The organism is Amorphus suaedae, assembly GCF_053629675.1.
In genome coordinates, this window is record NZ_JBRJIT010000001.1 from 2,322,200 (window position 1) to 2,337,143 (window position 14,944).

At 68.6% G+C, this 14,944-nt stretch carries 13 protein-coding genes and 1 tRNA gene; 3 read left to right on the plus strand and 11 right to left on the minus strand.

Annotated elements, in window-relative coordinates:
* Window positions 1–30: 30 nt before the first annotated feature.
* The 5 genes from AB7M35_RS10430 to AB7M35_RS10450 all read right to left on the minus strand — a co-directional run bounded on the left by AB7M35_RS10430 (window position 31) and on the right by AB7M35_RS10450 (window position 5,104).
* On the minus strand, window positions 31–741 hold the full coding sequence (locus tag AB7M35_RS10430; protein ID WP_453959488.1) for an ABC transporter ATP-binding protein: 711 nt from the start codon (window positions 739–741) through the stop codon (window positions 31–33).
* Complete coding sequence (locus AB7M35_RS10435) at window positions 738–1,502, minus strand: ABC transporter ATP-binding protein (protein ID WP_453959489.1); 765 nt, start codon at window positions 1,500–1,502, stop codon at window positions 738–740. Before AB7M35_RS10435 ends, AB7M35_RS10430 begins: the two co-directional genes overlap by 4 nt.
* Window positions 1,499–2,788, minus strand: a complete 1,290-nt coding sequence (locus AB7M35_RS10440; protein ID WP_453959491.1) for a branched-chain amino acid ABC transporter permease — start codon at window positions 2,786–2,788, stop codon at window positions 1,499–1,501. The genes AB7M35_RS10435 and AB7M35_RS10440 overlap by 4 nt, the downstream gene beginning before the upstream one ends.
* A 1-nt stretch (window position 2,789) precedes the next feature.
* Window positions 2,790–3,731 (minus strand): branched-chain amino acid ABC transporter permease, encoded by a 942-nt coding sequence (locus AB7M35_RS10445; protein WP_453959493.1) that lies wholly within the window; start codon window positions 3,729–3,731, stop codon window positions 2,790–2,792.
* Between the two features lie 140 nt (window positions 3,732–3,871).
* Window positions 3,872–5,104, minus strand: a complete 1,233-nt coding sequence (locus AB7M35_RS10450; RefSeq protein ID WP_453959495.1) for a branched-chain amino acid ABC transporter substrate-binding protein — start codon at window positions 5,102–5,104, stop codon at window positions 3,872–3,874.
* 368 nt (window positions 5,105–5,472) lie between these two features.
* Between AB7M35_RS10450 and AB7M35_RS10455 the strand changes: the two genes are divergently transcribed.
* Window positions 5,473–6,213, plus strand: a complete 741-nt coding sequence (locus AB7M35_RS10455) for a GntR family transcriptional regulator (RefSeq protein ID WP_453959496.1) — start codon at window positions 5,473–5,475, stop codon at window positions 6,211–6,213.
* 176 nt (window positions 6,214–6,389) lie between these two features.
* Here the strand turns inward: AB7M35_RS10455 and AB7M35_RS10460 are convergent.
* Window positions 6,390–6,464: transfer RNA gene (locus AB7M35_RS10460), tRNA-Glu, on the minus strand.
* Between the two features lie 274 nt (window positions 6,465–6,738).
* Between AB7M35_RS10460 and AB7M35_RS10465 the strand changes: the two genes are divergently transcribed.
* Window positions 6,739–7,995 (plus strand): hypothetical protein, encoded by a 1,257-nt coding sequence (locus AB7M35_RS10465; protein WP_453959497.1) that lies wholly within the window; start codon window positions 6,739–6,741, stop codon window positions 7,993–7,995.
* 3 nt (window positions 7,996–7,998) lie between these two features.
* On the opposite strand, the gene AB7M35_RS10470 is transcribed toward AB7M35_RS10465, so the two are convergent.
* From AB7M35_RS10470 to AB7M35_RS10490, 5 genes are all read right to left on the minus strand, one after another.
* Window positions 7,999–9,537: an ArnT family glycosyltransferase gene (locus tag AB7M35_RS10470; RefSeq protein ID WP_453959498.1), complete on the minus strand. Its 1,539-nt coding sequence runs from the start codon at window positions 9,535–9,537 to the stop codon at window positions 7,999–8,001.
* Window positions 9,538–9,548: 11 nt separating this feature from the next.
* Window positions 9,549–10,694: a glycosyltransferase gene (locus AB7M35_RS10475; protein ID WP_453959500.1), complete on the minus strand. Its 1,146-nt coding sequence runs from the start codon at window positions 10,692–10,694 to the stop codon at window positions 9,549–9,551.
* A gap of 211 nt (window positions 10,695–10,905) precedes the next feature.
* A complete protein-coding gene (locus AB7M35_RS10480; protein ID WP_453959502.1) occupies window positions 10,906–12,294 on the minus strand; it encodes a PepSY-associated TM helix domain-containing protein in 1,389 nt (462 codons plus the stop codon).
* Between the two features lie 63 nt (window positions 12,295–12,357).
* Complete coding sequence (locus tag AB7M35_RS10485) at window positions 12,358–12,753, minus strand: DUF2946 family protein (RefSeq protein ID WP_453959503.1); 396 nt, start codon at window positions 12,751–12,753, stop codon at window positions 12,358–12,360.
* Window positions 12,754–12,822: 69 nt separating this feature from the next.
* Window positions 12,823–13,593 (minus strand): gamma-glutamyl-gamma-aminobutyrate hydrolase family protein, encoded by a 771-nt coding sequence (locus tag AB7M35_RS10490; RefSeq protein ID WP_453959505.1) that lies wholly within the window; start codon window positions 13,591–13,593, stop codon window positions 12,823–12,825.
* Window positions 13,594–13,845: 252 nt separating this feature from the next.
* On the opposite strand from AB7M35_RS10490, the gene AB7M35_RS10495 reads away from it, so the two are divergent.
* Window positions 13,846–14,943, plus strand: a complete 1,098-nt coding sequence (locus AB7M35_RS10495; RefSeq protein WP_453959506.1) for a TRAP transporter substrate-binding protein — start codon at window positions 13,846–13,848, stop codon at window positions 14,941–14,943.
* Window position 14,944 lies beyond the last annotated feature (1 nt).

Consider the following 14,944-nt stretch of genomic DNA (forward strand, 5'->3'; position numbering starts at 1 on the left):
TTCCAGTCTCCCTGGGAGCGGCCAGCCGCATCACGCGACCTCCAGCCATTGGCGGCGAATGTCGGAGCGCTCGGCGAGCGCGTCGGGCGGTCCGCGGAAGACGATCCGCCCGTGGCCCATCACCATCACCTCCGCGGCGACCTTCAGGGCGATCGTCAGCTTCTGCTCGACCAGCATCACCGCGACCCCGCGGCGCCCGATGTCGAGGATCACTTCCATCACCACCTCGACGATGCGCGGGGCGAGGCCCTCGGTCGGTTCGTCGATCAGCAGGATGCGCGGGTTGCCGAGCAGCGACCGGCAGATCGTCAGCATCTGCTGCTCGCCTCCGGACAGGTAGCCGGCGCGGATCGCGGCGCGTTCCTTGAGCCGCGGGAAGTAGTCGTACATGGCGTCGATCGACCAGGTGTGCGCGCCGGGCGGCGCGGTCTGGACGCCCATCAGCAGATTTTCCTCGACCGTCAGGTTCGAGAACACCAGCCGTTCCTCCGGCACGTATCCGATGCCGTGGCGGCAGACGTCGTAGGGCCGGTGGCCGGCGAGATCGTTCCCGGCCAGCCGGACGGCGCCGGCGGTGGGCGGCACCAGTCCCATGATGGCCTTCAGCGTGGTGGACCGGCCGGAACCGTTGCGCCCCAGGAGCGAGACGATGGCCCCGTCCCCGACGTCGAGATCGACTCCGTGGAGGATGTGGCTCTTGCCGTAATGGGCGTGCAGCCCGCTGACCTCGAGCAGGCTCATGACACCGCCTCGTCGCCGAGATAGGCCATCTGGACCTCGCGATTGGCGCTGATCTCCTCGGGCGTGCCGGTGGCGAGGATCGACCCGTAGACGAGCACCGACACGCGGTCGCACAGGCTGAAGACGACGCTCATGTCGTGCTCGACCATCAGGAGGGTCTTTCCCTCGGTGACCTGGCGGATCAGGTCGACCGCCTCCGCCGTCTCCTCGCGCGACATTCCGGCCGTCGGCTCGTCGAGCAGGATCACGTCGGCGCCGGTGGTCAGCGTCATGCCGATTTCCAGCGCCCGCTGCTCCGAATAGGTGAGGTCGCCGGCGAGATGGTCCGCCCGCGCGGTCAGGCCCACCAGCGACAGCACCTCCGCCGTCTCCTCGTTGATCGCCCGCATGCGCGACACCGGCTGGAACAGTCCGAAGCGCACGCCGTGCCGGGACAGCACGCCGATCCTGAGGTTCTCGAACACGCTCAGCCGCTGGAACAGCCGGGTGATCTGGAACGAGCGCGACAGGCCGCTGCGGTTGATCCGCTCGGGCGTCATGCCGGCGATCGACCGGCCGTTCAGCCGGATGTCGCCTGCCGTCGGCGGGAACAGGCCGGAAATCAGGTTGAAGAGCGTCGATTTGCCGGCGCCGTTGGGGCCGATCACCGCGTGGCGCTCGCCGGCGCGGACCGCGAGGTCGACGCCCTGGATCACCTCGATCGTGCCGAACGACTTGACCACGCCGGCAAGTTCGAGGGCGGGAAGCTCGGATGCGGTCATGCCGGCCTCCCTTCGGCGGCAGCTGCCGCCGCTTCGGCTTCGGGTGGGGCATGCAGGCTTTCCCACGCCGCGGCGATCGGGCGGCGCGCCCGCAGGATGAGAGCCAGGCCCGCGACGAGAAGCACCGCCGGAAGCAGCCAGGTGAGCGGGCTCGTCGGGCTCCAGTCGGTCCCGAACGCCTCGAACGGAGGATAGCCGCCGCCCGAGTCCCGACGCAGAACCGCGTAACCGTCGCCGAAGAGGATCGCCAGGGTCTCCGTGAGGAACACCACCCCGGCCGTGACCAGCGCGCCCCCTGCGGCTCCGATCGCATACGGCCCCGCCAGCCGGGACCAGTCCAGTTCTTTGCGCCGGCTCACGTGAGCCTGAACCACGCCGCCGATGCCGGTCGGCGCAAAGAGCATCACGAGCACGAACACGAGGCCCTGGTAGAGGAGCCACGAGCGGGTCAGGTCCGAGACCAGGTAGGAAAACAGCGTGAACGTCACCGCGCCGACCACCGGTCCGAAGAAGATCGTGGAGCCGCCGACGAACGTGTAGAGCACCACCTGTGCCGAGACGCCGGACCCGAAGAGCGCGTAGTTGGCGGTCTCGTTCGAAATCGCCTGCAGGCCCCCGGCGATGCCGGAGAACATCGCCGAAATGGCGAACACGATCACCTTGGAGGCGTGCGCGCTGTAGCCCAGGAACCGGACGCGCTGTTCGTTGTCGCGCAAGGCCAGCGTCAGCCTGCCGAACGGCGTGCGCGTGTAGGCCCACAGCAGCAGGATAGAGAGCAGCACCCATCCGAGTGTCAGGTAGTAGACCTCCAGGAGCGAGCCGAAGATGATCCCCTGCCACGGCATGCGCATGGACGAGAGGCCCGCCTCGCCGCCGAAGACCCCCTGCCAGTGCGGGGCGAGCGAATGGAACAGCTCGGCGATCGCCAGGGTGACGAGGGCGAAATAGACGCCCGATCGCATCGTCGCGAAGAAGCCGGCGACGATGCCCACCAGGAGACCGATGGCGGCACCCGCGAGCGGCAGCAGCGGGGTGGGGAAGCCGAGGCCGTCCTCGACCGCCCTCATCAGGTGGAGGACCGCGAAGGCGCCGACGCCGAAATAGGCCGCGTGGCCGAACGACAGCAGCCCCGCCTGCCCGGCCAGAAGGTTGAAGGCGAGCGCGAACAGGCTCGCGATCAGGATGTTGATGAGGGCGTTCTGCCAGCCGAGGCCGAGAAACGGCGGCAGCGCGATCAGCAGGGCCAGCACGAAGGCCGCCGGGACGAGAACTCTCACGCGCGCCATCTCAGGTTCGCTCGCCCATCAGCCCGGCCGGGCGCACCAGCAGGACCACCAGCATCAGCATGAACGGGATCGTCCCCGACACCGACGACACGGTCATCGTCATCAGCCCGCCCACCGAGTGCGCCCAGTCGCCGAGACCGACGATGGAGAACAGGCTGGCCAGCGACCAGTCGATGCCGACCGCGAAGGAGGAGAACAGGCCGATCATCAGCGAGGCGACCAGCGACCCCTTGAGGGACCCGAGCCCGCCGACGACCACCACGACGAACACGATGACGCCGAGTTCAAGGGCCATGTTCGGGTTGGTCGGATAGAAGGCGCCGGCGACCGCGCCGGCGAGGCCCGCGAGCGCCGCGCCCGCCCCGAACACCCCCATGAAGACCATCGGAATGTTGTGACCGAGCGCTTCCGCCATCGATGGCTGGCGCTCGGCGGCCCGCACCACGATGCCGATGCGGGTACGCGACAGCATCAGCCAGAGCGCCACGAACATGACCACGGCGACGGCGCCGATGAAGATCCGGTAGAACGGATAATCGGTGCCGAAGATGGTGAAGGCCGCGAAGCGCAGCTGGTCCGGCATCTGGTAGTTCACCGGGAAGTCGCCGAAGAAGAGCTTGATCAGCTCCTCGATGATGAGCGCCAGCCCGAAAGTGAGGAGCAGCTCGTGGGCATGGCCGAAGGCGTGGACCCGGCGCAGCAGGAAGCGCTCCACCAGGAAGCCGAAGACCGCCACCACGATCGGCGCCGCGACCAGCCCCGCCCAGAAGCCGAACACCGACGAGACCGCATAGGCGACGTAGGCGCCGAGCATGTAGAACGAGGCGTGGGCGAAGTTGAGAACGCCCATCATGCCGAAGATGAGCGTCAGGCCGGCCGACACCATGAACAGCAGCAGGCCGTAGATGACGCCGTTGAGGGTCGAGACGAGGGCGAATTCCATGAGGGGCTCGGGACCGTTCGGGTCGATCGTCGACGGGAAGGTCCGGCCGCGGGCGGTGCACACGCGCGGCCGGGCGAAACCTGAAGCGTCCGCCGGTCAGGTCAGGCAGACCTGACCGGCGGACAAGCCAGTCTCCGGGATCAGTCCGGACGCTTCATGTCGCAGGAATCCTGCACCGCGTAGATCGCCTGATCGCCCGCGACGACCGCAACGGTCTCGAAGCCCATGTCGGTGTCGTCGGCCGGGTACTTCGCGTCCTTGACCACCTTGGACACGACCACCGGGCGGATCGTCTGGTGATCCTCCTTGCGGACCGAGATCGGCCCGACCGGGCTCTCGTAGGTGGTGTTCTCAAGCGCCTCGGCGATCGCCGTCACGTCGATGTCGCCGCCCTTGAAGTCGAGGCCGGACAGCGCCTGTCCCAGCGCGCCCGCGGCAAACGCCGCCTGCGGCTCCACGAACGTCGGATAGTGGCCCTGGGCAGCCTTGTATTCCTCGGCGAACGTCCCGTCGGCGGCGGAGTTCACGTAGCTGTTGGCCAGGTAGTGGCCAAGCGCCGTATCGCCGGCATTGGCGATGTTGCCGGGCTGGTCGAGGAAGGCCGTGGCGAAGCGCACCTTGAGGCCGGAATCGCCGGTGGCCTTCATCAGGAGCAGCAGGTCGTTCGACCAGTTGCCGGTGATGACGGTGTCGGGATCGGCCGCCTTGATCTTGGCGACGTAGGGCGCGAAGTCCTGGATCTTGTTGACGTCGTGCAGGGTCTCCTCGACGACGGTGTAGCCGCCGGCCTCGGCCGCAGCCTCGGTGGCCGCCTGCATGTCCTGTCCCCAGGAGTAGTTCTGGTTGATGGCATAGACCCGGGTGCCGAGGTCGCCCGCTTCCTTCATCGCCTGCACGAGCGCGTTCACCCGCATGGGGGCGCTGGTGGTGTAGCGGAAGTGGTAGAAGTGGCACTTGGCGCCGGTCAGCTCCATCGCCTCGGCACCGATGTTGATGAACATGATCTCCTTGCCGGGATTGCGGAGGTTGTGCTTGCGCACGTCCTCCGTGATCTGGCCGGCAATGGCGGACGAGGCGCCCTGGAAGACGATATCGACGCCGTCGGCGACCGCCTGGCGGAATTTGTCGGCCGCTTCGGTCGGCCCACCGGCGTTGTCGTACTCGATCACTTCGACGGGCTCGCCGTTGAAGCCGCCGTCTGCGTTGATCTTGTCGACGCCGTACTGGACCCCCGCGGCGAACATGCGCCCCGTCGAGGTCTGCGAGCCGGACAGGCTCTCGATGATGCCGATCTTCAGCGGCTCGGCCATGAGCGGTGTGGCGCCGAGCAGGCAGGCCGAGGTCAGGGCCACGGCGATGGCTTCGTGTCGCATGATGAATTCCCTCCCAGGAACCGGTTCTTATGACTCGGCGGCCATCCGGCTGAGACACCGGCTGTCCGCCCCGCAAGGACTTTTCGCCCTTTGCGTGTACCGCGAGACTACGCCATGCTACGGCGATGTAAAGATGGCCGATGCTTGATTTTCGATCCGTGATCACACTTTAGAATATACTAATACTATAGTTGGTGCGGGAGTGCGCGATTTCTCGGGCCATTGCCGGATGCGGGACGGCGGCTGATACGCGGCCTATCAGCGGCGGATCGAGGGCCCCACTCGCCTCTCCCCTTCCAGACAGGCTATGAAAGCGGTCGGCATCCCGCACCCATGTCCGAATCCCCCGCAGCGAGGCAGATCGAGAGTTGACCATCCTGGACCCCCAGCCGCCCAAGTTCTCCCTCGAGCCTGTCGACGTCTCGACCGTGCAGGAAAGGGTTTATCAGAGCCTGCGTCTCGCGTTGCTCAGGGGCCAGTTCCTGCCCGGCGAACAGGTCTCGATCCGCAGTCTCGCCCAGGCCCTGGGGACCAGCGCGATGCCGGTGCGCGAGGCCGTGCGCCGGCTTGTCTCGGAAAAGGCGTTCGAGCAGTCCACCGACCGGCTGCTGCGCGTCGCGCCCTACGTTGCCGCCGAGCACGAGGAGTACATCCGGATCCGGATGCAGCTGGAGGGTTACGCGACGGAGCGGGCTGCCTTGGCCGCGACGCCGGAGATGATCGGCAGGCTCCGGGAGCACAACGAGGCCATGCTGCGCGCGCTCAGGGCGCGCGATTTCGAATCGGCGCTGGCGGCCAACCAGGCCTTTCATTTCGAGATCTACCGCGCGGCCAGTTCCCCGCAGCTCGTCGACATCGTGGCGAGCCTCTGGCTCCGGACGGGGCCGATCCTGGCCGCCTCGCGCAACAGCGAGGGGCTGTTCGAGCGGCTGTTCGAAATCGGCTACTCGGTGCATGAGGACGTCATGGACGCCATTTCCCGGGGAGACCGGGCCGCGGCGCGCCGGGCGGTGAACCTGGATATTCGCGCCGCCCACCTGTCGATCCGCCGCGCCCTGATCGCCTCCAGGGCGGACGCGCCGGCCACGGCCCGTCTGAAGCGGCTCTGAGGCCCTTGCCGGCAGGTCCGGGGCTTGTCCCGGCCTGCCCGATCGGTTCCTCGGTCGAGGAAACCAAGAACCTCGCGCGCGATTCGCGCGGCGGCCGCAGTCTGACTGATTTGGGATGATGTGGAGGATGCGACAGCCATGCTCCGCGAGACGGGAGCCGCCAGCTTGAACGCGAATGGTACGCCCTAGGGGAGTCGAACCCCTCTTTCCAGAATGAAAATCTGGCGTCCTAACCGATAGACGAAGGGCGCACGACGCTCGCTGTCGCAAACGCTGGCGGGGTTATAAGGAGCACGGCGCGCGTCGGCAAGGGGCCAATGCGAGCAATCCACGGGTGCGGGGATTCAAATCGCCCGTCCCTCATGTTCGGCGGGTGGTGCGGGGCACCGTGGCCCGCAAAAATTGCATGGCCGCCACCATACCGCCGAAGTCCGCTTGAATGGATGGGGCCGGCGAGCTAACCCGACCCCGGTCGCGGCCCGGCCTGCGACCTGACACCCTGGGCCATCGGGCCGACGGGTGGACATGCCCGGTGCCACCGCGCTTCCGGGCACCGACCACGAGAAGGACGAGCCTATGGCATTCCTGTCCCCTTTCGCGCGACTGCGCCGCCTCCCCCAGCCTCGGGGAGCGCTCGCCGCGACGCTGCTCGCCGTGACCGTGCTGTCGGCCGGCCTGTTCGCCGCGCCGGCGGCGGCCCAGGAAGGCCCCATTCCACCGCGCGATCTCGGCGCCCTCGACCAGCAGCTCCAGTCGATCCTCCAGGTCGCGCCGCCCAACGTGCCCCAGTATTTCCGCACGCCGTCGGGCGCCAGCATGGTCGTGCGCTCGTTCGAGCCCGTCTCGCGGCGCTCCAACGCGCTCTGCATCAACTGCGCCAACCCCTGCCGGGGCTACGAGGTCACCTACACCCGCGCCGACCAGGCCGAGCGCGTCGTCCTGCAGGGCTTCCGCTGCCGCAACACCAGCGGCATGTGGGCGATGGAACAGCCGGAAACGATCATCTCGCAGGAATCGGCCGTCGCCGAGGCGCCGGTCTACGGCCAGCCCGGCCTGGAAAATGTGCCGGAGATGTCGGAGGAGGAGCTGCGCAACCGGGGCCTGCTGCCGCCGCTGTCGCCCGACATCGCCAACGGCACGCCGCAGCCGCTGACGCCGGACGACGGCCAGGCGGCCGGCGTACCGATCCCCGACACCTTCGGAGACACGGGCGTGGCCGGCGCCGGTCAGGGCGAGATCGAGTCCGCGCCGCTTCCCGATGCGACGGCCAGCACGCCCGACGCCAACGGCACCACGCCGCCCGCCGGCACAGAGACCGCCACCGCGTCGCTGCCGGGTGCTGCGCCCCAGAACGAGGTTATCGGCGCCACGGCGACGACGCCGGTAGAGACCCCGCCGGCACGGCAGATCACCGAGGCCGACAAGGTGTCCCGGGTGATCTATCCCGGCGGCGCCAATGCCGACGGCGCGACCCAGCCCACGCCCGGCGATGCCACGCCGGAGCGGGCCGCCCCGGACACCGACATGTCCGCCGCGCTCTCCGATCCGGCCGTCGTCAGCCGCCTGAAGCAGTTGCGCTACCTGCCCCAGTCCGCCTCCGGGACCGATCGCGAACAGGTGCGCCAGGCGGTCGGCGCCTTCGCCGTCGACGAGCAGTTCGCCCTGCCGGTCGACGCGGCGGCCCTGTCGGCGCGCCTCGAGGCGGCGGCTGAGCGCAACGACGCGATTGCCTCGTGCACCGGCAATTCCGGGGTGGAAATGATCTGCGAGGAAGGCAAGTAGGGCCTAGTCGGCCGCCTTTTCCAGAAGATCCGTGCGCCGGGTCGGATCGCCCTTGGCGCCGCTGACCCGCCAGACGTCGTAGGTGGCGATCGCCACCCCGTTCGCCGACCGCGTCAGCGTTCCGATCTGCTCGAAGTGGTCGAAGCGGGCGCCGAGAATGTCGGTGCCGAGCCGGCGGTGCTCGTCCAGGACCAGCCCGGGTTTTTCGAACAGCGAAAGGTCGGGCGCCGGCAGGTTGGCGTAGCGCAACGGCTCGACGATGCCGAACACCGGGACCTGCGGCAGGTGGAAGGCGAGCTCGCCGGTGACGGTGTAGTGCACCGCGCCGACCCAGTCGGCCCCCGCCGCCACGCGCATGCGGTCCACCTCCTCGGCGAACGTCGTCCAGCCACGCAACTGCTTGGTCGGGTCCTTGGTGGTCACGAACCCGGCGGACATTCCCGAATGGACGATCGCCAGCAGCGCCAGGCCGATCCCCACCGGCGCCACCAGCGCCCGCAGCACCAGCCACACGCGCTCGCGGCGGACCGGGATCAGCGCCAGGCTGGCCGCCTCCGCGGAAATCAGCGCCACCGCCGGATAGAGCGGCGCCGGCCAATTGCCCTGCACCCGGTCGTGCAGCCCGTGTACCAGCAGATAGGCCAGGAACGGCAGGCTGGAGAGCAGCAGCAGCCAGCGCCCCGGGTTGAGCCGGCGCGATTCGCGCACGATGCCGACGGTGCCGAGCACCAGGAACGGGATCATCAGCGGGCCGATCAGCCCGATCTCGGCGAGCAGGAATTCCGGAATGAAGCGCTCGTCGAGATGGTTGCCGGCGACCCGGCCGAACTGCTTGGCGAACGACACCCATTCGTGGTCGGCGTTCCACATCACCACCGGCGCGAACAGGGCCACGGCGAGGATGCCGCCGATCCACAGCCAGGGGCTCGCCAGCCATTTGCGCTGCCCCGGCACGACGAGGAGCCACAGCAGGATACCGCCGCCGAGGAACAGGCCGGAATACTTGGCGAGCAGCCCGAGCCCCGCGAACAGGCCGACCGCCAGCCACCAGCGGCCGTCGTCGGAATGCACGAGCTCGAGCAGCGCCCAGATCGCCAGGCCCCAGAAAAACGCCGACGGCACGTCGGGCGTCGCGATCATCGCGCCGATGCCGACGAGCAGCGTGGCGTTGAACCAGACCACCGCGCGTCCGGCGATGCGGGCGTCGGAGGTGAGGATCGCGCCGGCCCGCCAGATTCCGAGCGAGCCGAGCGAGACCGAGATCACGGTGAAGAAGCGGATGCCGAGGGTCGTGTCGCCGAAGATCGCCTGGCCGGCGGCGATCCACCACGCCACCATCGGCGGATGGTCGTAGTAGCTCCACGCCGGCGCCAGCGCCCAAAGGCGGTAGTAGGCCTCGTCCTCGGTCAGCTCGATGGTCGCGGCCGCCACCAGCCGGATCGCCGTGAGCGCCAGTACGATCGCGATGATCGTCCCGGGCGACGACAGGTCGACCAGCGGGCGACGCTGGGCCGAAGCGGCCGTGACGGACGACGCGCGCACCTGCGGCCGCCTCAGCGCACGCGCCAGGTGAGGGCTGCGCTGGCGGCGTAGTTCCACACCGAGCCCACCACCGCACCGGCGATGCCGGCCACCCACCAGACGTGATCCGATCCGTGCACCGCGCTGGCGACGCCGACGTTGGCGACCACGCCCAGCGAACAGACGAGATAGAAGGAGATCAGCCCGCGCAGCATCGCCAGCCCGTGCAGGCGCCGGTCGCGGTATGTCAGCCAGTTGTTCAGGAAGAAGTTCCAGGTCATGGCGACCACGGTGGCGATGGTCTGGGCCACCCCGAACGCGATGCCGGGAATGGCGATCCCGGCCCGGAGCACCGCCAGATGCACCACGACGCCCGTCGTGCCCACGGCCATGAACAGGATGAAGCGCACCGACACGGCGTTGAACAGGAGCTTCGACAGGATCAGCGCCAGGAACTCGATGGTCACCAGCTCATCGAGCTTGCTTTCCCCGGCGACCCGCTCGCGGAACGAGAACGGGATCTCCACGATCCGCGTGGAGCGCGGCGCCGAGGCGACGATGTCGAGCAGGATCTTAAAGCCCTGGCGCGACAGCTTCGTCTCCAGCCGCTCGACCATCTCGCGCTTCAGCATGAAGAAGCCGCTCATCGGATCGTTGAGGCGCACGCCGAGCAGCACCCGGGCCAGCCCGTTGGCAAGCCGGCTGCCCGCCTGGCGCACGGCGGAAAGTCCCTCGGTCGAGGCACCGCCATCGACGTAGCGGCTGCCGACGGCGATCTCCGCCTCGCCGCTTTCGATGGCCGCAAGCATGGCCGGCAGGATCGTCTCGTCGTGCTGCAGGTCGGAATCCATGACCGCGACGATGGGCGACGCGGCGGCGATCATACCCTCCACACAGGCGCCGGAGAGGCCGCGGCGGCCGATGCGGCGAATGCAGCGCACCCGGCCGTCCCGTTCCGAAAGGGCATGCACCACATCCGCGGTCCCGTCGGGCGAATCGTCGTCGACGACGATGATCTCCCAGTTGCGGCCCTGAAGCGCCTTGCCCACGCGTTCGATCGCGACGGGCACGTTGTCCCGTTCGTTGTAGGTCGGCAGCACGACGGTGATCTCCGGCGCGCTGTGCGGGCCGTAGACCGGGGTGCCGGCCGGGTGCGGGGCTGTCTCGAGTGGCTGCATCACGCGCGGTACGCCGTCAGGAAGATGTGGTCGCCGGGGCTGGCTGACGCCCGGCCGGCCGGACCATAGCCCGCGCAAGGGCGAATGCAATGGCCGGTCCGTTCTCGCCGAACGCGCGCGGCGCGGCAACCCGACGCGCCGCGCAGCTCCTGGGCGATATCGGAGCCGGATCGGCGGCCACAAGACCCGCCGATCCGGTGGACAGATGTGCCTACGCCGCGCCCAGTCCCGATGTCCGCCGCCGCCCCCTCGCCCGGACATAGATCTGGTCGAGGAGCAGCATCACCGCCAGCGACAGCCCTACCAGCGGAAAGACCAGCCCGCCGACGACGAGCATGGCCATGAGCCCGGCAAACACCCGGCGGTCGAGCGGCAGCGGCGGCACGCCCATCGATCCGGCCGGCCGGCGCCGCCACCACATCACCCCACCCGAAACCCCGAGGAGGACGATCGCCATGCAGGCTCCGAGCAGGATCAGCTGGTTCGCGAGACCGAACGCCTGCCCCATGTGGAGGCTGACGCCCCATTCCGCCGCCCGGCCGAGGGTCCCGAGGTCGGCCAGCCCCATGTCGAACAGGACCTCGCCCATGTACTGGTCGAGGTGGATGACCCGCTCTTGGGTGACGTCGTCGGGATAGACCGAGGCGGTGAAGACCCCTTCGGGCCCGCCAGGCATGTCCAGGGCATAGCCGGGATGGATGCCGCGCGCCTCGACGGTGGCGACGATCTGGTCGAGGCCCGCCGGCACCCCGGCGCTTGCGCCGGACACCGGCATCGGCTGGTGCTCGAGGATCCACGGCGCGCGATCGAGCGCGGTGCCGGTGGGCACCGCCGAGGTCGGGTACTTGCCCCAGTACCCGTCGGGCATGCCGAGGCCCGCCTCGTAGGAGAGGTCGTAGAACTGCTTGCCCCAGAAGCCCGACCAGGGCAGCCCGGTGATGGCCAGGAACACGATGAAGACGCCCACATAGAGCCCCGTCACGGCGTGGAGATCGCGCCAGAACGGCCGGCCGCGCCTGTTGCGGACCCGCACCACCCCCACGCCCCTGCCGCGCGGCCACCACAGGAAGATGCCGGTCGCCACCAGCAGGACGGCCCAGCCGGCGGCCGCCTCGACCAGACGATTGCCCCACCAGCCGACGAGTTCGAGGCTGTGAAGCTTCCGCACGATCCACATCAACTCGGTGCCGGAAGAGCCGGCGTCCCAGGCGCTGCCGAGCACCACGCCCGTGTACGGGTCCACGTAGACGGTATCCCTGACGCCGTCGGCGTCCCTGATCTTCACCTCCGCTGACCGATCGGGGGCTGCGGCAGGGATGTAGGACTTCAGCGTGCCGGGGTGGGTGGCGAGTGCTGCCGCGACGATCGCCGACGGCGCGAGCGGCGGGGCGGGGGCCGGCTCGACCAGCCGCAGGCGGGCATAGGCCGCGTCGTTGATCTCGTCCTTGAACAGGTAGATCCCGCCGGTCACCGCCAGCAGAATCATGAACGGCAGGACGAGCAGGCCCGCATAGAAATGCCAGCGCCAGACGGCGCGATAGAGGTCGTTGGGCGAACGCACGGCGTCGGTGCGCCCGCGCCCGGAGGCGACGTGGGACATGGAAAACTCCTGACATCGAAAGAGGATCGGCGCCGCGCGCGGCAGCCGGTCTGCGTCGGACGGTCAGGAGATGGTCGGGGGAGCGCGGGCCTCGGCCGTGCGGGTGCGCAGCAGCGACGACGGCACGGTCTGGGGCGGTTGGGCGCGCACCAGGGTCGCCGGCTCGGCCCGGCCGATGATGGCGCACGGGACGTCCGGTGCCGGCAGTGCGGTGGCGGCAACGCGGCTGAGCGCACACAGCGGACAGCCCATCCGCCGCTCGGCCGGCCCGTCCGGCCCGCCGTTGGCGGTGGTTGCCCCGGACGATGAACAGATGACCTGCAGCGGGTCGAGGTCGACCGTCGCCATCGCCCCCTGCGCGGCGCCCCAGAGGAACGCCTGCAGCAGGCATAGATAGACGATCGCCGCCGCCGAAACGGCGGACCTGCCGACCCTCACCGTGCCGATCACCCTGCCCATTCAGATCCGATGCCACGAAGCCGCAAGCAAGTCACTGCGGCAGATGCGTCGGCGCGGCCGGCATCCACGTCAGACGGTCGCCGGGGCCTTCGCCTTGCTGTCGGCATACGCCCGTGCGGCGTCGCCGAAGGCCTCGAACAGCCGCCGCGACGGCGGATCGGTACGTGCCCAGAACTCCGGATGCCACTGGACGCCGAACGCGAACGCCCTGGCGTCCTTTACCCGCACGGCCTCGATCGTGCCGTCGGGAGCGGTGGCCTCGACGGCGAGCCGCTCCGAGAGGGTGAACATCGCCTGGCGATGCAGCGAGTTCACCATGAAGCTGGTCTCGCCGATGATCCCAGCCAGCTCGCCTTGCGGATCGAGCTCGACAGCGTGGCACAGCTTGAAGCGCACCGCGTTGTCCTCCGCCTCGGGCGGGCGGTGATCCATACGCCCGGGAATCTTGTGGACGGCCGGATGCAGCGTGCCGCCCAGCGCGGCGTTGAGTTCCTGCATGCCCCGGCAGATGGCCAGCATCGGCACGCCGCGCTCCACCGCGCGGGCGATCAGCTTCAGCGACACGGCGTCGCGCGCCTCGTCGTAGGGTTCGGCTTCCTCGGTCGGCGAGCCGCCATAGTTGGATGGATGCACGTTGGAGCGCGATCCCGTCGCCACCACGCCGTCGGCTCGGTCGAGCAGCGCGTCGACGTCCAACGGCTTGTCGAGGGCGGGGACGATCACCGGAACGCCGCCGGCGACCTGGGCAACGGCCTCCAGATACTGGGTGGGGGTTGCTGCCCACACATACTTGTCGAACGACCTCTGGTCCGACGTCACGAGAATAAGGGGCGCTGACATTCGGGTTCGCCTGACTTCCTCTGCCTCAACACTCGGCAATGCTCATATCACTTCGCCGCCGCCGCGGCTCCCCTCCCCGCTCAAGATGACGAATGGTTCAGAAATCTGCCCAATCGCGTTTCTCGCCCTTGTCGGTTCAGGAAACATGCGATTTAAATCGAAGCTCGGTGCACGAGAAGAACCACCGTTGGCCGTTCGCCGCGGCAACGAGTGGTCTGTGCGTCACCAAGGGAAACAACCGGGAGGAACCCCATGGATCGCCGATCTTTTCTGAAATCTGCAGGCGTCGCCGCCGGCGCCACTGCTGCCTCGGCCACGCTGGCCGCGCCCGCCATCGCGCAGGGCAAGCAGGAGTGGAAGCTGGTCACCACGTGGCCGAAGAACTTCCCGGGCCTGGGCACCGGCGCCCAGCGCTTCGCCGACAAGATCACCGCGGCGACCGACGGCCGCATCACCGTGAAGCTCTACGGTGCGGGTGAACTGGTTCCGCCGTTCGAATCGTTCGACGCGGTCCAGAACGGCACCGCCGAAATGTACCACGGCGCCGAATACTACTGGCAGGGCAAGCACCCGGCCTTCGCGTTCTTCGCGGCGGTGCCGCTCGGCCTCACCGCCGGCGAGCAGGACGCCTGGGTGCAGTGGGGCGGCGGCCAGGAACTGTGGGACGAGCTGTCCGGCCAGTTCAACATCAAGCCGTTCCAGTGCGGCAACACCGGCGTGCAGATGGGCGGCTGGTTCCGCAACGAGATCAACACGGTCGAGGATCTGCGCGGCCTGAAGTTCCGCATGCCGGGCCTCGGCGGCGAGGCGCTGCGCCAGCTCGGCGTGTCGGTGATCAACCTTCCCGGCGGCGAAATCTTCCAGGCCCTGCAGTCCGGCGCCATCGACGGCACCGAATGGGTGGGTCCGTGGAACGACCTGGCCTTCGGCTTCTACAAGGTCGCCAAATACTACTATTACCCGGGCTTCCACGAGCCGGGACCGACGCTCGGCGTCGGGCTCAACAAGGGCATCTGGGACAAGCTGTCGGACTCCGACAAGGCGATCGTCACCTCCTGCGCCCGCGACGAGAACAACAACATGTACGCCGAGTTCATGGCCAAGAACGGCCAGGCGCTCGCCACCCTCATCAACGAGCACGGCGTTCAGCTGAAGAAGTTCTCCGATGAGATCTTCGATGCCTTCGGCTCCGCCTCCGAAGAGGTGGTGGCCAAGGTCGCCGAGCACGACGACCTCGGCAAGCGGATCTACGACAGCTACATCAAGGCCCGGAAGGATCTGGCCGGCTGGACCGACATTTCCGAGCAGGCCTACTCGATGGGCCGCGCCCGGATCATCGGCGGCAAGTAGA